Source organism: Streptomyces sp. NPDC048483 (genome assembly GCF_040651455.1).
GTDB lineage: Bacteria > Actinomycetota > Actinomycetes > Streptomycetales > Streptomycetaceae > Streptomyces.
This window is the reverse complement of the sequence record NZ_JBEZJZ010000024.1, coordinates 15,092-33,246: the sequence shown is the minus strand read 5'-3', so window position 1 is coordinate 33,246 and position 18,155 is coordinate 15,092. Positions and strand designations below refer to the sequence as shown.

At 73.3% G+C, this 18,155-nt stretch carries 13 protein-coding genes and 1 pseudogene; 8 read left to right on the top strand and 6 right to left on the bottom strand.

The features are described 5' to 3' along the window. Nucleotides 1–230: 230 nt before the first annotated feature. Together AB0D04_RS15445 and AB0D04_RS15440 are read right to left on the bottom strand one after the other, a co-directional pair. Nucleotides 231–1,385 (bottom strand): LCP family protein, encoded by a 1,155-nt coding sequence (locus tag AB0D04_RS15445; RefSeq protein ID WP_362703168.1) that lies wholly within the window; start codon nucleotides 1,383–1,385, stop codon nucleotides 231–233. 308 nt (nucleotides 1,386–1,693) lie between these two features. After that, nucleotides 1,694–2,458 carry a TIGR03089 family protein gene (locus AB0D04_RS15440; protein WP_362703081.1) on the bottom strand — a complete coding sequence of 255 codons (765 nt, stop codon included), beginning with the start codon at nucleotides 2,456–2,458 and terminating at the stop codon, nucleotides 1,694–1,696. Nucleotides 2,459–2,609: 151 nt separating this feature from the next. On the opposite strand from AB0D04_RS15440, the gene AB0D04_RS15435 reads away from it, so the two are divergent. The 3 genes from AB0D04_RS15435 to AB0D04_RS15425 all read left to right on the top strand — a co-directional run bounded on the left by AB0D04_RS15435 (nucleotide 2,610) and on the right by AB0D04_RS15425 (nucleotide 6,171). Then, on the top strand, nucleotides 2,610–3,962 hold the full coding sequence (locus tag AB0D04_RS15435; protein ID WP_362703079.1) for an N-acetylmuramoyl-L-alanine amidase: 1,353 nt from the start codon (nucleotides 2,610–2,612) through the stop codon (nucleotides 3,960–3,962). A 189-nt stretch (nucleotides 3,963–4,151) separates the two neighbouring features. Continuing rightward, nucleotides 4,152–5,234 (top strand): NDP-sugar synthase, encoded by a 1,083-nt coding sequence (locus AB0D04_RS15430; RefSeq protein WP_362703077.1) that lies wholly within the window; start codon nucleotides 4,152–4,154, stop codon nucleotides 5,232–5,234. Between the two features lie 31 nt (nucleotides 5,235–5,265). Continuing rightward, nucleotides 5,266–6,171: a DNA-3-methyladenine glycosylase 2 family protein gene (locus AB0D04_RS15425; protein ID WP_362703075.1), complete on the top strand. Its 906-nt coding sequence runs from the start codon at nucleotides 5,266–5,268 to the stop codon at nucleotides 6,169–6,171. Nucleotides 6,172–6,195: 24 nt separating this feature from the next. On the opposite strand, the gene AB0D04_RS15420 is transcribed toward AB0D04_RS15425, so the two are convergent. Beyond that, on the bottom strand, nucleotides 6,196–7,524 hold the full coding sequence (locus AB0D04_RS15420; RefSeq protein WP_362703074.1) for a coenzyme F420-0:L-glutamate ligase: 1,329 nt from the start codon (nucleotides 7,522–7,524) through the stop codon (nucleotides 6,196–6,198). A gap of 89 nt (nucleotides 7,525–7,613) precedes the next feature. Between AB0D04_RS15420 and AB0D04_RS15415 the strand changes: the two are divergent. Continuing rightward, nucleotides 7,614–8,451: pseudogene (locus AB0D04_RS15415) on the top strand (transposase); the annotation flags it as partial. An 80-nt stretch (nucleotides 8,452–8,531) separates the two neighbouring features. Here the strand turns inward: AB0D04_RS15415 and cofD are convergent. Further along, nucleotides 8,532–9,488, bottom strand: coding sequence for a 2-phospho-L-lactate transferase (gene cofD / locus AB0D04_RS15410; RefSeq protein ID WP_362703072.1), 957 nt, complete (start codon nucleotides 9,486–9,488; stop codon nucleotides 8,532–8,534). Nucleotides 9,489–9,621: 133 nt separating this feature from the next. Then, nucleotides 9,622–10,116 carry a cysteine dioxygenase family protein gene (locus AB0D04_RS15405; RefSeq protein ID WP_362703071.1) on the bottom strand — a complete coding sequence of 165 codons (495 nt, stop codon included), beginning with the start codon at nucleotides 10,114–10,116 and terminating at the stop codon, nucleotides 9,622–9,624. A 721-nt stretch (nucleotides 10,117–10,837) separates the two neighbouring features. Between AB0D04_RS15405 and AB0D04_RS15400 the strand changes: the two genes are divergently transcribed. From AB0D04_RS15400 to AB0D04_RS15390, 3 genes are all read left to right on the top strand, one after another. Beyond that, on the top strand, nucleotides 10,838–11,101 hold the full coding sequence (locus tag AB0D04_RS15400) for a WhiB family transcriptional regulator (protein ID WP_003983763.1): 264 nt from the start codon (nucleotides 10,838–10,840) through the stop codon (nucleotides 11,099–11,101). A gap of 316 nt (nucleotides 11,102–11,417) precedes the next feature. Next, nucleotides 11,418–15,200 (top strand): glycosyltransferase, encoded by a 3,783-nt coding sequence (locus AB0D04_RS15395; RefSeq protein ID WP_362703069.1) that lies wholly within the window; start codon nucleotides 11,418–11,420, stop codon nucleotides 15,198–15,200. Continuing rightward, a complete protein-coding gene (locus AB0D04_RS15390) occupies nucleotides 15,197–16,807 on the top strand; it encodes a DUF5719 family protein (protein WP_362703068.1) in 1,611 nt (536 codons plus the stop codon). The genes AB0D04_RS15395 and AB0D04_RS15390 overlap by 4 nt, the downstream gene beginning before the upstream one ends. A 64-nt stretch (nucleotides 16,808–16,871) precedes the next feature. Here AB0D04_RS15390 and AB0D04_RS15385 read toward each other — a convergent pair whose 3' ends face one another. Next, nucleotides 16,872–17,330 (bottom strand): metallopeptidase family protein, encoded by a 459-nt coding sequence (locus AB0D04_RS15385; RefSeq protein ID WP_362703067.1) that lies wholly within the window; start codon nucleotides 17,328–17,330, stop codon nucleotides 16,872–16,874. A gap of 304 nt (nucleotides 17,331–17,634) precedes the next feature. Between AB0D04_RS15385 and AB0D04_RS15380 the strand changes: the two genes are divergently transcribed. Continuing rightward, nucleotides 17,635–18,087 (top strand): DUF3499 domain-containing protein, encoded by a 453-nt coding sequence (locus AB0D04_RS15380; RefSeq protein WP_362703066.1) that lies wholly within the window; start codon nucleotides 17,635–17,637, stop codon nucleotides 18,085–18,087. Nucleotides 18,088–18,155 lie beyond the last annotated feature (68 nt).

The following is an 18,155-nucleotide window of genomic DNA, read 5'->3' as shown; positions in this document are numbered from 1 at the left end:
TCCGTCGGTGGCGCGGCGCCTCCCCCTCAAGGCGCTCGGTCGGTCGATCGTGCAAATACTTGTGACCTCATGGTCATCGGCCCGTGGTCGGGCGGGCCGGGTCGCTCACACTATCCGCCCAGTTCAGCGCCCGGCGACGCCGGTGACAAATTCCACTTCCCTACAACTGGGCAATCCGCCCAATCCATTCGAGAGGCTGCGGGTTCGCCGCGGGTTCCTTTGCGGCTTCTTTATTCGCAGGTCCCGCGTTCCGCCGTGGTCCCCGGAAAGGGCGGCGCCGAACCGCCGGCCGGCGAGGGCGGATCATCGGGTTTCCCGTCCGAGGCGGCGGCCGTCTCCTCCGGGTCCTGCGTCGGCGCCACCGCCACCGGGCGGTCCCTGCGCAGCTCACCGAAGAGACGGCCCGCGTCGGGCTCCACCAGCTCGTCGCGATTGGGGTCGTAGCGGTACTCCTGACGCGGCACCGTCAGGAACTGCACCCGGCCCGTGGGAATGCTGCGCATGCTGCGGACCAATTCGTACAGGCCGGTGAGCGAAGCCAGATCCGCATCGGTGGTCAGGGAACTCGTCGCGGCATCCAGCACCGGATACAGCCGCGTCGGATTGAGCAGCACACCATTGCTTTGCACTTTCTTCACGAGCGCGCCAAGAAACTCCTGTTGGCGTTCCATACGCTGCGTGTCACTGCCGTTACCCAGGCTTTTCCGGGCCCGTACAAATCCGAGCGCATCCTCCCCGTGCAGCGTCTGCCGACCGCCCGGCAGCACCAGATGCGCCTTCTCGTCATTGATGGGCCGGCGCAGGCAGACCTCGACGCCGTCCACCGCGTCCACCATCTTCTTGAACCCGACGAAATCGATGATCATGTGGTGGGTGATCCGGATCCGGGTCATCTTCTCGACGGTGCGGATCGTGCAGGCGGCCCCGGCGAACTGGAACGCCCAGTTGAACTGCGCCGTCTGCTCGGCGATCTCCTTGCCGTCGGAGCGCTTGCAGTGCGGCACCTGCACCATCAGGTCCCGCGGGATGCTGACCGCGGTGGCGCTCTTCCGGTCCGCCGCCAGGTGCAGCAGGATCGTGGTGTCCGAGCGCTGGGTGCCGCTGTCCGCGCCGTACCCCTCGTTGCCGTCGCCGCGGTTGTCGGAGCCGATCAGCAGGATGTTCTCGACGTTCGGCGGGCCCGCATCGGGCCGCTCGGCCTCGTACTTCTCCAGCTCGTTCTGGGTGTCGCTGTCGAACCGGATATTGCCGTTGAGCTTGGTGTACAGACCCCAGCCGGTACCGGCCGTGACCAGTACGGCGGCCGCGGTCCCCAGCGCCGCCCGGCGCATCCAGTGCAGCGGGGAGGGCGGGGTGCGCGGCGGGCCGGGACCGTCGCCCGCCACCCCCGAGCGCAGCGGCCGCGGGCCCCAGCCGGGGAACCGCGCGCTGCGCGCCGCCGGGCGACCGGCACCCCGCCGCGCCCGGCCGGTGCCCTCGGAAGGGCTCTGGCGGCCGGACGGAGTCCTGGGGCGGTCGGTCAACTGTGCGTCCCTCCCTCACGGAGTCGGCGTCGCGCCCGCACGCGGTGCCGGCCGACGGTGACGGCGGACGAACCCGCGCATGGTTGCACGTAGGCAAAATCCTGGAACACATCGGGCGAACCGGCCCGCTCGCAGGGGGGCCGGTCCGCCGGACGGGGGAGGAAAAGGGGTCAGGAGGCCGGGAGCGGCGCCCGGTGGGTGATCTTCTCGTCGGCCTCGCGGGCGGTCGTCCCGTCCGCCTCCAGCCGCTCCAGGTGACGGCAGAGCACCACCGAGCCGCCGGTCGCCAGCGGCGCATACAGCCCGTACGAGAGGCCCTGCCAGGTGTCGTACGGCAGCCCCGACAGCACCCGCGGCGCCCCGGGCATCCCGGCGGCCGCGGCGTCGGCCGCCGCGCGCTCGCCGATGTCCGTGCCGGTCAGCTCCTCGCCGTCGACGGCCAGCGCCACCGCGCCCGGGTCCACCGGTACGAACGGCGCGAACCGGTCGCCCTGGCCCGGCACCTCGACGGCGTAGTCCGCGAAGCCCGCCGGGGGCTGCGGGAAGCGGCCGCCCAGCGGGCGCAGCGCCAGCGCCACCCGCTCCCCGGAACAGGCCCGCGCCGCCTCCAGGGTGTCGGGGCCGCTGACGACGAGGTCGGCCGCGGCCGGATCGCCGCCGACCTCCGCGACGACGCCGACCGACGAGCAGGCCACCAGCCAGACGGCGGTCTGCCAGTGGGCGGGCAGCAGCAGCGCGAGCCGGTCGCCGGGCGCGGCGGCCAGATCGCCCTGGAGGTAGTTGGCGGTCTTCGCCACCCAATTGGCGAAGGTGGCGACGGACAGTTCCACGCGCTCGCCCGTGGCGTCGTCGTAGAAGGTCACCAGCGGGCGGGCCGGGTCCGCGGCGAGCGCGGAACGCAGCAGGTCGGCGGGGGTGCGATCGGTGGCGTTCATCGCGGCCAGGGTACGCGCGGCGGCGGCCGGCAAACGGCCGGGCGCGGCAGTCCCGGCCACCGGTTCGGCCCATGCGCCTGCCGCCGTTCGGCCGATACACCGTCAGATCAGCGATGGCAAAGGGCGCTCGGCCGTGGCAAGGATGCTGTTCATGCGCCCTTCTCTTCTCACCGCTGCCCTCGGCGCCCTGACGGCGGCCGCGCTCGCCCTGCCGCTGCAGTCCCCGGCCGGCGCCGCCCCCACGCCCGCCGACGCCGCGCCGGGCAGCACCCAGTCCGTACCGCTGGAGGACCTCGTCGCGCCCGCCCCGCGCGCCGGCGAGCCCGAGCCCGAGCCCGCCCCCGTCCCCGGAACGCGGGTCATGCCGGTCAAGGAGGTACGGCCGTTCTCGCTCCTCGGCGTCGTCTGGGACGACCCCAACGTCCAGCTGCGCGGCCAGATCCAGGTCCGCACCCGCGCCACCGGTTCCCACACCTGGTCCGGCTGGCAGGACGTGCAGAGTCACAACGACGACCTCCCCGACCCCGACTCCGCCGAGCGCCGCAACAGCGGGGTACGCGGCAGCACCGCGCCCCTGTGGGTCGGCGCCTCCGACGCCGTACAGCTGCGCATCGCCCCCGAGGCCGGCGACCGCGTCCCCGAGAGCGGCGGCCGCGACCCGGAGTCCGGCGAGCGCGCGCCGGCCCCCGTCCCCGGCGGACTCCAGCTGGAGCTCGTCGACCCGGGAGCGGCCCCGCCCGCCGAGCGCGGCGCGGCCGCCGAACTCCCGCCCCTCGGCCGGGCCGAGGCACAGGCGGAGGCGCAAAAGGAGGCCCAGGGGCAGGACCAGGGCGAGGCCCCGAAGGAGGCCCAGGGCGACCCGCCGGCGCCCGACGGCCAGGCCGCCCCTCCCAAGGCGTACATCGGACCCCGCCCGCGGATCGTCACCCGGGCCGGCTGGGGCGCCGACGAGAAACTGCGCGAGCCCACCGCCGGCTACACCGGCGCCGTACAGGCCGCCTTCGTCCACCACACCGCGACCGGCAACGGCTACACCTGCGCAGAGGCCCCTTCGGCGATCCGCGCCATCTACCGCTTCCACGTCAAGAGCAGCGGCTGGCGGGACATCGGCTACAACTTCCTCATCGACAAATGCGGCGTCATCTACGAAGGCCGCTCGGGCGGCGTCGCCAAGGCGGTGCTGGGCGCGCACACCCTCGGCTTCAACGACGACACCACCGGCATCGCCGTCCTCGGCACCTTCACCGAGGAGGAACCGGCCAAGGCCTCCGTCGAGGCCGTCTCCGCCCTGACGGCCTGGAAGCTCGGCCTGGCCGGCGTCGATCCGCGCGGCACGGTGCGCCTCACCTCCGCCGGCAGCAACCTCTTCAAGAAGGGTGAAACCGCCCAACTGCACGTCATTTCCGGCCATCGTGACGGCTTCCAGTCCGCCTGCCCCGGCGACCGCCTCTACGACAAACTCGCCGCCACCCGCACCGCCGCCGCCAAACTCCAGGGCCGCTGACCAGGGCACCGGCAGTTACCGTCCGGTACCGTCCGGGTGTGCCACCGATGAACCGCTCGCGCGTTCGCTACGTCCTACCGGCCATGACGCGCGCTCGCCTCCCGATGTCCCACGGAGCGCGGCCGCAATTCCCGTCTGCCTACACTGGTCGGCCGTTCGCCGACCCCAGCAGGAAGCAGAGACGACAAGGTGACTGAAGCGATCCTCCTGGTCGGCGGCAAAGGCACCAGGCTGCGCCCGCTGACGGTGCATACGCCCAAGCCGATGGTCCCGGCGGCCGGTGTGCCCTTTCTCACGCACCAGCTGGCGCGGGCCCGCGCCGCGGGGGTGACGCACATCGTCCTGGCCACCTCCTACCTCGCCGAGGTCTTCGAGCCGTACTTCGGCGACGGATCGGCCCTCGGCCTGCACCTGGAATACGTCACCGAGGAGGAGCCGCTGGGCACCGGCGGCGCCATCCGCAATGTCGCCGAGCGGCTGCACTCCGCCCCCGGCGACCCGGTGCTGATCTTCAACGGCGACATCCTCACCGGCCTCGACATCAAGGCCCTGGTGGCGACCCACCGCACCTCCGGGGCGGACGTCTCCCTCCACCTCACCCGCGTCGAGGACCCCCGCGCCTTCGGCCTGGTCCCCACCGACGCCACCGGCCGGGTCACCGCCTTCCTCGAGAAGCCGCAGACCCCCGAAGAGATCGTCACCGACCAGATCAACGCGGGCGCCTACGTCTTCAACCGCTCCGTCATCGACACCATCCCGGCCGGCCGCCCGGTCTCCGTCGAGCGCGAGACCTTCCCCGGTCTCCTCGCCGACGGCGCCCACCTCCAGGGCATGGTCGACTCCACCTACTGGCTCGACCTCGGCACCCCCCAGGCCTTCGTCCGCGGCTCCGCCGACCTGGTCCTGGGCCGCGCCCCGTCCCCGGCCGTCCCCGGCCGCTGCGGCGACCGCCTCGTCCTGGAGAGTGCCGAGGTCGCCACGGACGCCAAGCTCACCGGCGGCACCGTCATCGGCGCGCGCGCCGTCGTCGGCGCCGGCGCCCGGATCGACGGCAGCGCGGTCCTCGAGGGCGCGGTGATCGAACCGGGCGCCCAGGTTCAGGACTCCCTGATCGGTGCCGGGGCCCGGATCGGGGCCCGTACGGTCCTGGACGGCGCGGTCATCGGCGACGGCGCCCGGATCGGCGCCGACAACGAACTGCGCGACGGCATCCGCATCTGGTGCGGCGCCGACATCCCGGCGGGCTCGGTGCGCTTCTCCTCCGACCAGTAAGGCACTGCCCGGCATCGCCTAATCTGGCCGCATGCCCGCCCGCAGCTGGGTCCCGCCCGGCCCCTACGACCTGCACCGCACCCTGTGCGTGCTGCGGCGCGGCCCCGGCGACCCCGCCTTCGCGGTGCGCGGCGACGAGATCTGGCGGGCCTGCCGTACGCCCCAGGGCCCCGGCACCCTGCGCCTGGCCGCCCGCCCGGCCGCCGGCACCGTCGAGGCCGAGGCCTGGGGCCCCGGCGCCGACTGGCTGCTGGAGGGGCTGCCCGACCTGCTGGGGGAGTCCGACGAGCCGGAGCGGCTCACCGCCCGGCACCGCATCGTCCACGAGGCGCGCCGCCGCCACCCCGGCGTCCGCCTCGCCCGGACCGGCCTGGTCCTGGAGTCGCTGATCCCCTCGGTCCTGGAGCAGAAGGTCACCGCCGACGAGGCCTACCGCGCCTGGCGGCTCCTCCTCCAGCGGCACGGCGAGCCCGCCCCCGGCCCGTGGGACCGGATGCGGGTGATGCCGGACCCCCGCGGCTGGGCCCTGATCCCCTCCTGGGAGTGGCACCGCGCGGGCGTCGACGCCAAGCGCTCCGACGCGATCCTGCGCGCCGTACGCGTCGCCCGCCGCATGGAGGAGGCGGCCCGGATGGACCTCGCCGCCGCCACCCGCCGCCTCACGGCCCTCCCCGGCATCGGCCCGTGGACCGCCGCCGAGACGCTGCAACGCACCCTCGGCGCCCCGGACGCCCTCACCGTCGGCGACCTCCACCTGCCGAAGATCATCGGCTATGCCCTCACCGGCCGCCGGGGCACGACCGACGAGCAGATGCTCGAACTCCTCGCCCCGTACGAGGGCCAGCGCCACCGGGCGGCCCGGCTGATCCTGCTGTCCGGCATCGCGCCGCCGCGCCGCGCCCCGCGCTTCCCGGTGGGCGACATCGCGCGGCTGTGAGGCTCCCGGCGCGGCGGTGCGGGCTCAGCGCACCACGATGAAGTCCGCGCCGTCCCGCGCGGGCCGCTCCTTCGGCGGCCCGGCCGGCCGCCCGATGGCCACCGCCCCCATCGGCTCCCACTCCCCGGGCAGCCCGAGCGCCTCCCGTACGACGTCCCGGCAGAACATCGTCGACGAGATCCAGGCCGAGCCCAGCCGCTCCCCGGCCAGCGCGACCAGAAAGCTCTGGATCCCGGCGCCGTTCGCGACCACGAACATCTCCCGCTCGGCGGCATTGCGCCGCGCGTCGGGGTAGGTGTGCGAGCCCTCCGTCACCATGCACGGCACCGCCAGGTACGGCGCGTTCCGCAGCACATCGCCCCGCCGTATCCGCTTGGCGATGGACTCCTCCGACTTCCCGTCGGCGCGCAGATCCGCGACCCAGGCCTCCCGCATCGCGTCCAGCAGGCGCGTGCGCGACTCCGGCGACTCCAGCAGGACGAACCGCCAGGGCGTGGTGTGGTGCGGCGCGGGAGCGGTGATCGCCGCCGCCACCGCGCGCCGTACCGCCCCCGGATCCACCGGATCGTCCGTGAAGGCGCGGACCGTACGCCGCAGCGTCACCGCCTCCCGTACGGCCTCCGAGGTCCCCAGCCGGAACATGTCGTCCTCGGCGGTTCGCACCATCGCCCGCGCCCCGTCACCGTCGCCCGCCTCCTCGACGACATGGGGGAGCCCGCGCAGCACGGCGACCGGCAGCCCGGCGGCCTTGCCCTTCACCAGGTCACCGGCGGCGGCCAGTTCATCGGCGGTGGCCACCACGGTGGCGCTGAGCGGATTGCCGTGCGCGTCCGTGCCGCCGCGCAGATCGTCCAGCACCCGCACCCCGGCCGCCCCGATGGCGACATCGGTGAGCCCGCCGCGCCACGGCCGCCCGAAGGTGTCACTGATGACGACGCCGACGTCGACGCCCAGCTCGGTACGGATGCCCGCCCGGATGGCGCGCGCCGAGGCGTCCGGGTCCTCCGGCAGCAACAGGACGGTCCCGGAAGGGGTGTTGGAGGCATCGACGCCGGCCGCCGCCATCACCAGCCCCTGCCGGTTCTGCACGATCCGCAGGGCGCCGCGGCGCGCCACCACCCGTACGGTCTCCTGGTCGATCGCCGCCTCGCGGTCGGCGGCCTCGACGACCCGGCCCTCCGCCTTGCTGACGATCTTCGAGGTCACCAGCAGGACGTCCCCGTCGGCAAGTTGGGACGTTCCGGAGCCGCCGGCCGCCGCGGCGATCAGCTTGACGAGGTCGTCGCCGGGCCGCACCTCCGGAATCCCCGGCAGCGCCCACACCCGGTACGCGGGCGCCTGGGGGGCGGTCACTGGATTCCTCCGAGGATGCCCCGGCCTTCAGACAGCCCGTAAAGGTCAGGAACTCTCAACTGCCATACCTCCCAGGTAGGTTCGTGTACATGGCGACGCAAGCGCAGACGGGCGAGGCTGCCGGGCACGCCCGGTATACCTACCGTCTGCGTGTGTCGTCCCCCGCCCGTACCGCGCTGCCCGGTGAGTGGGCGAGGTGCCGGTGGCTCTGGAACGAGTGTGTGGCACGGTCGAAGAAGGCGCACACCGCGGGTGAGAAGTGTGGGCCGGCTGCGCTGGACGGGACGCTGACAGAGGCGAGGCGGATGACGCCGTGGCTGCGGGAGGGTTCCAGCGTTCCGCAGCAGCAGCTCGTACGGGACTTCGACAAGTCCCCTGCCAAGGCGCTGAAGGACATCAAGGACCGGCTTCCGATGTGCCGGCGTGCGGGGATGCCCAGGGCGAAGCCGCACCAGCAGATAGCCCGACAGCGCCAGGACACAGCCCGGATGGGGTCTCCCCCTGCTCGAGCGGAGCCGAGAGCTTGGGGAAGGGCCAAGTCCGTGGTCCGCGACCACGACGCTTTGGCCGTTGCGGACTTCCGGCCGAAGTTCCTGGCCAAGACGACCATGGCCCGCAAGGCCGCCGATGCCGCCATCGGCACGGCTGAGGCGGCCCTGATCGAGAGGGGCCGCAAGCACGGCCGCGTCGTGCATCTGGTCCACCCCGCGCACACCACGAGGGACTGTGCGCAGTGCGAAGCGAGAACCAAGCACGCACTACCTCTTTCCGAACGAACCTGTGCCTGCACCGCGTGCGGAGCCGTCTCGCCCAGGGACAAGAACTCCGCCCGCGTGATGTCGCCCAGCTACCGCTGGGAGGTGCCCCCACGTCCGGGCTGGTCTGAACCCGGCTGGTGCTGATCGCGTAAGACCAGGCGGGGCGCCGCCCTGTCTGGCAGCGTGTGCTGGAAATCCCCGCTCAGCCCTGAAGGAGAGAATCCCTCCCCTTCAGAGAGAGGGGAGCAGTCAAGCCCGAACCTCCTCGGCCAGCGCCAGCGCCTCGCGCACCATCGTGGCCGTGGCCTCCACGTCCGTCATCATCAGCGGTACGGCCCGGCAGCGGATCCCGGCCGCCTCAACCTCGGCCACCGTGCCCTCGTCGACGGAGTCGACCAGCCAGCCGTCCAGCAGCCCCGAACCGTAGTGCTGCGCGACCGCGGCGGCCGTCGCCTCGACGCCGACCGCCTCCAGCACCTTGTCGGCCATACCGCGTACGGGGGCGTCCCCGACGATCGGCGAGAGGCCGACCACCGGCACCCCGGCGTCCGCGATGGCCTCCCGGATGCCCGGCACCGCCAGGATGGTGCCGATGCTCACCACCGGGTTGGACGGCGGGAAGAGCACCACGTCCGCCGCCGCGATGGCCTCCAGCACACCGGGCGCGGGCTTGGCCTGGTCGGCGCCGACCGGCACCACGGCGTGCGCGGGCACCGAGGCGCGCAGCCGCACCCAGTACTCCTGGAAATGGACCGCCTTGCGCTCGCCGTCCTCGTCGATGGCGACATGGGTCTCCACCCGGTCGTCGGACATCGGCAGCAGCCGCACACCGGGCTGCCAGCGGGCGCACAGCGCCTCGGTGACGGCGCTCAGCGGATAGCCGGCGGCCAGCATCTGGGTGCGCACGATGTGCGTCGCGAAGTCCCGGTCACCGAGCCCGAACCACTCGGGCCCGACGCCGTAGGCGGCCAGTTCCTCCTTCACCCGGAAGGTTTCGTCGGTGCGGCCCCAGCCCTGCTCCTCGTTGATGCCGCCGCCGAGGGTGTACATCACGGTGTCGAGGTCGGGACACACCTTGAGCCCGAACAGATGGATGTCGTCTCCGGTGTTCCCGATGACGGTGATGTCCGCGTCCGGAACCGCTGCCTTCAGTCCCCGCAGAAAGCGGGCGCCGCCGATACCGCCGGCCAGAACCACAATGCGCATGCCGGACAGTGTGTCAGCCGAAGGCTGAGTCCATCAGGGGTGGTGGTCGGGTGGCGGGAGGGCGTGTCAGCCGAAGGCTGGGTCCATCAGGGGTGGCGGCCGGGCGACGGGAGGGCGTGTCAGGGGTGCGGGCTCAGCGGGCCGCGGTCTCCTGGGCCGAGGGTGCGCACTGGGCACTGTGCATCGGCATGTCCGTCAGTCCGGGGAAGTAGACATGCAGGCTGACGGCGGGCGCCAGCGAGTCGTTGACGACCTCGTGGACGTACCCCGGCGCGAAGACCCTCTGGGCGCCGGCCTCCAGCGTGCGAGGGCCGTCCTCACCGCGTTCGGTCAACTCGCCCTCCAGGACCGTCAGCACACCCGACGAGTGCCCGTGGTCGTGCCGGCCGCTGCCCTGGCCGGGCACCCAGCTCAGCAGCCACACCTCGTAGCCGGGGCCTGTGCGCAGCCGGTGGTACCAGCGGGTGGTGGCGTCGTAGCGGACGAGCGGGGCCCAGCTGTCGCGGTCGGCGGCGATGGAGCGGGCCAGGCCCACGAAGCCGGCGACGGTGGTGGGGTGGGCGGGCACGGGCGGCAGCAGGTGGGGGATGGCGAGCGGATCGCCGGCGATCTGGACGTCGCTGTTCATGGGGTTACGGGTTCCTCGGCACAGGAGCTGCTGGGGGAGGGGTGCGGCGCGGCGCGGGCTTTCCCGGTGGGGGCACGGCGCGGGCTCGCAGAGAAAGCAGGGGCGCTGCGGGGTGGTGCGAGCGGGACGGCTGGAGCTCAGTGGCTTCAACAGCTGGAACAGCGACAGCGAGCCTGCGCAGCGCAGAGCGACCCGTAGGCACGGGTCAGTCGGGGCGCGGGAGTCACTGGCATGCGGTCAAGGAGACCGGGTTCGCGGCGCGATGTCAACCGGACGCCGGGTTTGCCGCGGATGTTTCACCTCATCCGGTTGCGGTGTCCGCTGAAAGGTTTGTGCACTCGTCGGCCGGGAGATGTCGCCCATCAACCGCGCATCCAAACGCCGTTGCGGTCCCGTGATCCGTCTGTGATCTTCCCCTCCCCCAAGCTCTTGAGGAGCAGGGGGGACCCCCACCGGCGCACGGGGTGCAACGTGAATGCCGCCCGTCGCGTCTCACGTGGTGGGAAGGAAGCGCCGGGCGGCATGCCCGGGGAAGTGTCCTGGTTTTTGATGATTTGAACACTTTCCGCATACGCTTGGTTCCACAGAGTGAATAAGAGGCCCAATAGCAGATCTCGGCTTGACTGGCCCGGATCAGCACACTTGTAATTTCACTCGTGTCGTTCAGCCAAAAACGATCACGGCTGGATCACGGGGACGTAAAGACAGACGAGGGGCGCACATGACCGAGCTGTTCCAGGAATTGCTGGTCGAGGAGGCGGACGAGGAGCTCGGCTGGCAGGAGCGCGCACTGTGCGCCCAGACCGACCCCGAATCCTTCTTCCCGGAGAAGGGCGGCTCCACCCGCGAGGCCAAGAAGGTCTGCCTCGCGTGTGAGGTCCGCTCCGAGTGCCTTGAATACGCGCTCGCCAACGACGAGCGCTTCGGCATCTGGGGCGGTCTGTCCGAACGCGAGCGGCGCCGGCTGAAGAAGGCCGCCGTCTGACGATGTCACGGCAGCCCGTAACGCCCACGGCGCGCGGCTTCGCACGGCATGCCGCCGTACCACGCCAACTCCCGATATCCCCCTATAGCGAACACTCCGCCTCCGGTGCCCTGACGGCCGGAGGCGGACTGCTGTGTACGGACCCGGTCAGCGCACCGGTGCGAACCATTAGTGTGGGGCACCGTCCGAGATGCGCCGCCGCCCCACGGGTCGCGCGCGTCGCCTCGTAGTCCGTCGCAGTGTCTTCCGGGGGCGGGGGCCTTGAGCGACTTCGCCGCGGGCCCCGGACTCCCGGGTCCGGAGGGCCCGTACCTCGATGTCCGTGCACAGCCAGTCGGCGGCCCAGGCCGCCTCATACACAGCTGACACCCCAGAGTTCCCGCGGCATGTCGTCACCGCCGTGATCGTCTCCCACGACGGGGCCCGCTGGCTGCCCGACGCGCTCGCCGGGCTGCTCGGCCAGGAGCGCCCGGTGCAGAACGTCATCGGCGCCGACACCGGCAGCGCGGACGACTCCGCCCAGCTGCTCGCCGATGCCATCGGGGACGAGCGGGTGCTGCATCTCGCCCGCCGCTCCGGATTCGGCACCGCGGTCGACGAAGCCGTCCGGACGGCCCCCGTGCTCACCCCCGACGACCTGGCCTATCTGCGCCGGCCCAGCGGCTGGGACCCGGTCAGCCGGACCTGGCGCGACGACGCCTACGACATGCCGGAGCTGCCGCACGGCGAGCCCGTCCAGTGGCTGTGGCTGCTGCACGACGACTGCGCCCCCGCGCCCACCGCGCTCGCCGAGCTGCTGCGGGTCGCCGACGCCAGCCCCTCCACCGCCGTCGTCGGCCCCAAGCTGCGCAGCTGGTACGACCGCCGCCAGCTGCTCGAAACGGGCGTCAGCATCGCCCGCAGCGGCCGCCGTTGGACCGGCCTGGACCGCCGCGAGCAGGACCAGGGCCAGCACGACCAGATCCGCCCCGTGCTGTCCGTCTCCACCGCCGGCATGCTCATCCGCCGCGATGTCTACGAGCAGCTGGGCGGCTTCGACCGCCGGCTGCCGCTGATGCGTGACGACGTCGACCTGTGCTGGCGCGCCCAGGCGGCCGGCCACCAGGTGCTCGTCGCGCCGGACGCGGTCCTGCGGCACGCCGAGGCCGCCGCCCGCGAACGCCGCCCCATCGACTGCGTCGGCCGTTTCGTCGCCAACCCGCACCGGGTGGACAAGTCCGGTGCCGTCTACACACTCCTCGCCAACACCCGCGGCGCGCTGCTCCTGTACACCCTGCTGCGGCTGGTGCTCGGCACCTTCCTGCGGGTCCTCGCCTATCTCGTCGGCAAGGTCCCCGGCCAGGCGCTCGACGAACTCGCCGGGCTCTTCGGCACCCTGCTGCGACCAGGAAAGATCCTCGCCGCGCGGAAACGCAGGGGCCGGCCCGCAGTGGACGCGAGCGAGCTGCGGCCGCTCTTCCCGCCGCCCGGCGCGACCGTACGGGCCACCGTCGAGCAGGTCGCGGGCAATCTGGCGGGCCGTGCCGCGCCGGATGTCGCCTCGGCCGGCCGACACGGCGCCGCGGAGTCCGGGCCCGGCGGCGACGACGCCGACTTCCTGGAGATCGAGCAGTTCGCACGGCTCAAGCGGATCGCCCGCAAGCCGGGGCCGGTGCTCTTCCTCCTGCTGCTGCTGGTCTCGCTGATTGCCTGCCGGGGACTGCTCGGCACCGGCGCGCTCACCGGCGGCGCGATGCTTCCCGCGCCCGGCAGCGTGTCCGACCTGTGGTCGGCGTATCTCGACAGCTGGCATGCGGTCGGCACCGGGGACGCCGCCTCCGCGCCGCCCTACCTGGCGGTCCTCGCCCTGGTCTCCACGGTCTTCCTCGGCAGCACCGGCTTCACGATCACCCTGCTGCTGGTCTGCTCCGTCCCGCTGGCCGGGCTCACCGCCTACTTCGCCTCCCGCCCGCTGGTCGCCTCCCGGCTGCTGCGGGCCTGGGGCAGCATCGCGTACGCCTTCCTGCCCGCGGCCACCGGCGCGCTCGCCGGCGGCCGCCTGGGCACCGCCGTACTCGCCATCCTGCTGCCGCTGATGGCCCGCGCCGCGGTCGCCGCCAGCGGTCTGCGCCTGAGCCCCGGAACCCGCCCGAGCTGGCGCGCCACCTGGGCATACACCTTGCTGGTCACCTTCACCGCGGCCTTCACCCCGGTCGTCTGGCCGGTCGCCGTACTGCTCGGCATCGCGCTCCTGGTGCGGCGCGCCCTGGGCTCCGCATCCGGAGGCTCGGCAAAGAGCGGAGACGGAGCGAAGCGGAGCAGCCGTGAGCCGCTGGTCGGCTACGTACTGCGCTTCCTGGCCGTGGCCGTCGTGCCCGTCGTGGTGCTCGCCCCCTGGTCGCTGTCACTGTTCGGCAGCCCCCTGCGCTTCTTCCAGGAGGCCGGGCTCGACTACGGCGCCGGCTCCGCCTCGGCACTGGACCTGATCGGCCTGAGCCCCGGCGGCCCCAAGGCGGCCGGCGGGCTGCTCCTGATCGGCGTCGTCCTGGCCGCACTGGCGGCCACGCTGCGCGACGAGCGGCAGACCGCGATCCGTACCGCCTGGGTCGTGGCCGTCGCCGGGCTGCTGTGCGCGGCGCTCGGCAACGGCTCCGGCTGGACCGGGCCCGCCATGCTCGTCTACGGGCTGGCGCTGCTGTGCGCCGCGGCGATCGGCGCCGAGGGCATCCGCACCCGGATGGCCGCCACGGGCTTCGGCTGGAAGCAGCCGGTCGCCGTGCTGATCGCGCTGGCCTCCGTCCTCGCCCCGCTCTACGCCGCCGTCAGCTGGATGATCACCGGCGCGGCCGGTCCTCTGGAGCGGCGCGATCCCTCGCAGGTCCCGGCGTTCGTCGCCGAGGAGTCCGGCAGCGACGACCGGGCCCGCACGCTGGTCCTCGACGGCAGCACCGGCCATGTCGACTACGCCCTGGTCCGCGGCTCCGGCTCCCGCCTGGGCGACGCCGACCTGGCCGTCACCGCCGGCGAGGACAAGCGGCTCGGCGGCATCGTCGCCAACCTCGTGGCGGGCTCCGGCGCCGACCAGACCAACCAGCTCGGCGGCTACGCCGTCCGCTACATCCTGGTGCGCGACGGCGCGCCCCGCGCGATGGGCCGGGTACTGGACGCGACCCCGGGCCTGACCCGGCTCAGCAAGGACCACGGCAGCGCCCTGTGGCGCGTCGACCGCCGCGTCTCGCGGGTCTCCATCGTGCCGGGCGGCGCCACCGACGGCACCACCGCCGGCCAGACCGCCGCGCCCGTCCCCGTCCCGTCCGGCCCCGTCGAGGCGCACACCGACAAGGTGCCCGACGGCGACGCCGGCCGGGTGCTGCGCCTCGCGGACGCCGCCGACCCGGGCTGGCGGGCCACCCTGAACGGCAGCGCGCTCAAGCCCGTGACCGTCGACGGCTGGGCGCAGGGATTCCAGCTCCCCTCGGACGGCGGACGGCTCGACCTCACCTACGAGAACCCCGTCGGCCACACCGTCTGGCTGTGGCTGCAGGGCCTGTTCGCCGTCGTCCTGGTGGTGATGGCGCTGCCGGGCCGCCGCCGGGAGATCGACGACGACCTGCCCGAGGATGCCGCCGTGGCGGCCGCCGCCCAGGCGGCCACCGGGGACGGCCGCCGGGCGCGCAGGCTGCGGGCCGCCGCGGAGGCCGCCGGTCAGCAGGCCGCGCCGGAGTCCGGCATTCCCGCGGCGCGGACGGGGGAGGAGCCACCGGCCGTACCGGCCCAGGAAGCAGTGCAGAGCGGCGATCCGTACGCCGCGGTCCCGCAGCAGCAGTCCTACGAGCAGTGGCAGGCCGCCCCGCAGGCCGCCCCGGCCCAGCCCGGTGAGCAGCCCTACGCTCCCGCCGACCCGTACCAGGCCGGTCAGTACGCGCAGCAGCCGCCGTACCCCCAGGCCGACCCGTACCAGGCGCCCGGCCCGTACGCGGCGGACCCCTACCAGGCGGGCGGCTACGACCCGTACGGCTACGCCCAGCAGCCCCAGCAGCCCCAGCAGCCCTACGACGACGGCACGACGTACCCCGGCTCCTACCCCGAGCCGCGCCGTGACGGGAGCGACCAGCAGTGAAGCGCACGATGATGTCCCTGATCGGCGCGGCGGTGGGGCTCGCCGCCGTCACCGGTGTCGCCGCCGTCGCCGTACCGGACGGCGCGGCCGGTACAAGCCCGCAGGGGGGCGCCCGGCTGCCCGTCCAGCGCTCCTCGCTGCTCTGCCCGGCCCCGTCGTCCTCGGCGGTCAGCGACACCACGTACACGTCCTTCGTGCCCAAGGGCGCGGCGGCCGGTGTGGACGCCAAGAAGGGCACCGCCAAGCTGCTGCCCGCCGGGACGGTGGAGGACCGCGGCGCCGACGACGGCAAGGGCGGCAAGGGCGGCAAGGAGAAGGGCAAGGGCAAGGACGAGGGCAGGTCCAAGGAGACGGGCGCGGACGGCTCCGGCGGCACCAAGATCGTCCCGCCCCGCGACACCCGCCCCGTGGCGCCCCTCAAGGAGGCCGGCAGGCCGGTCACCGCGACGACCGACGCCGCCGATGCGCCCGCGCTGGCGGGCGACGCGGACGGCACCTTCGCCCCCGGCTGGTCCGTCCAGCAGACCACCTCCGTCGCCGCCGGCAGCGGCCGCGGACTGCTCGGGCTGAGCTGCACCGCCCCGGACACCACGTTCTGGTTCCCCGGAGTGAGCACCGACAAGGACCGTCAGGACTACATCCATCTGACCAACCCCGGCCCGACCGACGCCGAGGTGGACCTCGAACTGCGCGGCAACGACGGGGAGTTGAGCGGCGCACGGGTCGACGGCATCACCGTTCCGGCGCACACCACCGTCTCGCGGCTGCTGTCCACGCTGACCGGCAGCCCGACCACCAACGCCGCGCTGCACGTCGTCGTCCCCCAGGGCCGGGTCGGCGCCGCCGTCCAGGCCACCGATGCCAAGCTCGGCAGCGACTGGCTGCCGCCCGCCGCCGACCCGGCCGCCGCCCTGGTGCTCCCCGGCATCCCGAAGGACGCCACCTCCGTCCGTCTGGTCGTCGTCGCGCCCGGTGAGGCGGACGCCGACCTCAAGGTGCAGCTGGCCACCCCGACCGGTCTGATCACCCCGGCCGGAGTGGACACGCTGCACGTCAACAGCGGGATGACCAAGGCTGTCGACCTCAAGGACCTCACCAAGGGCGAGGCCGGCTCGCTGGTGCTCACGCCCGCCGACGGCGGCTCCAGGGCCCCGGTCGCGGCCGCACTGCGGGTGACCCGGGGCAAGGGCGCCCACCAGGAGATGGCGTTCATCCCGGCGACCCGCCCGGTGGACAAGCGCGCCACGGTCGCCGACAACCGGGCCAGGGGCGGCACGCTCTCGCTCGTCGCGCCCGAGAAGGGCAAGGACGCCAAGGTCAAGGTCACCGCGTCGGCGGGGAGCGAGGGCGGCACGCCGGTCTCCAGGACCTACACGGTCAAGGGCGGCAGCACCCTCGCCGTCGACCCGCCGCGCCCGCCGGGCCTCAAGGGCTCCTACGCGCTGACGGTGGAGCCCCAGCCGGGCAGCGGCCCGGTCCATGCGGCGCGCACCCTGGCACAGCCGATGGGCGGCATCCCCGCCTTCACCGTGCAGACCCTCCCGGACGACCGGGGCACCGTCGTCGTCCCGACAGCGGGCCAGGACCTGTCTCTGCTGACGGACTGAGGCCCGGCCGGGGCGGAACCCTCAACGGCTCCTGCCCCGGCCCGCCCCGCCCCGCCGTACGGGATCAGTCCTGCCCATACCGCGGGTCCACCGACTCCGGGGCCAGCCCCAGCAGTTCGGCGACCTGCTCGACGACCACCTCGTGGACCAGCAGCGCGCGCTCGTCGCGGCTCTTGGTGCGGATCTCCACCGGCCTGCGGTAGATCACGATCCGGTCGCGATGTCCGCCACCGGCCGGCACCACCCGGCCCAGCGGGACGGTCTCGTCGTCCGCCTCGGCATCCGGCCGGGCGTCCGGGCCGAAACCGGGCACCTCCAGGACCATGAAGTCGACCTCCGCGAGCTGCGGCCAGCGCCGCTCCAGACGGTCCCGCGAGTCATAGACAAGATCCACGAAGGCGTCGGCGCGGCTCACCGAAAGCGGCACCTGGGGAGGCGCGATCGGGCCGCGCATGCCACGGCCGTGCCGGTCGCGGCGGCGGAGCCGCGGCTCTGGTGGTCGGGGAGGTACGGGGCTGTCCATCAGCATCGAGCGTAACCGTCGCGGGCCGGGTGGCACCGGGAAGCGCAGCAAGACGCACGATGTCGCCGAGTGACCGGTCCGGTCCGCACTCCGTTCGTTTGCATCCCCCCATCAGATCGCGGATCGCCCGCGGAATGACACGAACTGCACCGACTGATGACGGGTTTCCGCGCCGCGCGCCGTCCGTCCCGCCCTGCCCGGACCGGCCATGTCACAGCAGCGCGGAGCGCTTCCACTCGGGCGGTGGCGGGCGACGGGAGGGCGGGTGCAGGTCAGACGCATCGGACGAAGCGGGACGACACGGTTGGGTGAGCCGGGGGAGAGTCGTCGCGGCCCGCTCAAGAGTGCGGTAGCGTCCAACGTCGTGAGCCCTGTACGTCGCTGTTCGCGCACTGCGTGCGGCCGCCCCGCCGTCGCAACGCTGACGTACGTCTATGCGGATTCGACCGCCGTGCTCGGACCGCTCGCCACCTACGCCGAGCCGCACTGCTACGACCTGTGCGCCGAGCACTCCGAGCGGCTGACCGCGCCCCGCGGCTGGGAGGTCGTCCGCCTCGCCATCGACACGGGTCCCGCCCAGCCCAGCGGCGACGATCTCGAAGCGCTCGCCAATGCCGTACGCGAGGCCGCCCGCCCTCAGGAACGTGCCGCGGGCGCCGACGGGCCGCAGACCGGCGGACCCGGTGGCCGCGACGGCCGGCCCATGGAGGTGGCCCGCCGCGGCCATCTGCGGGTACTGCGGTCCCCCGATTCCTGAACCCCGGCGCCTCGGCCGGAAACTCTTCGCGATCGGCCGATGACGGAGCATTGACGCCAACTTGGCGC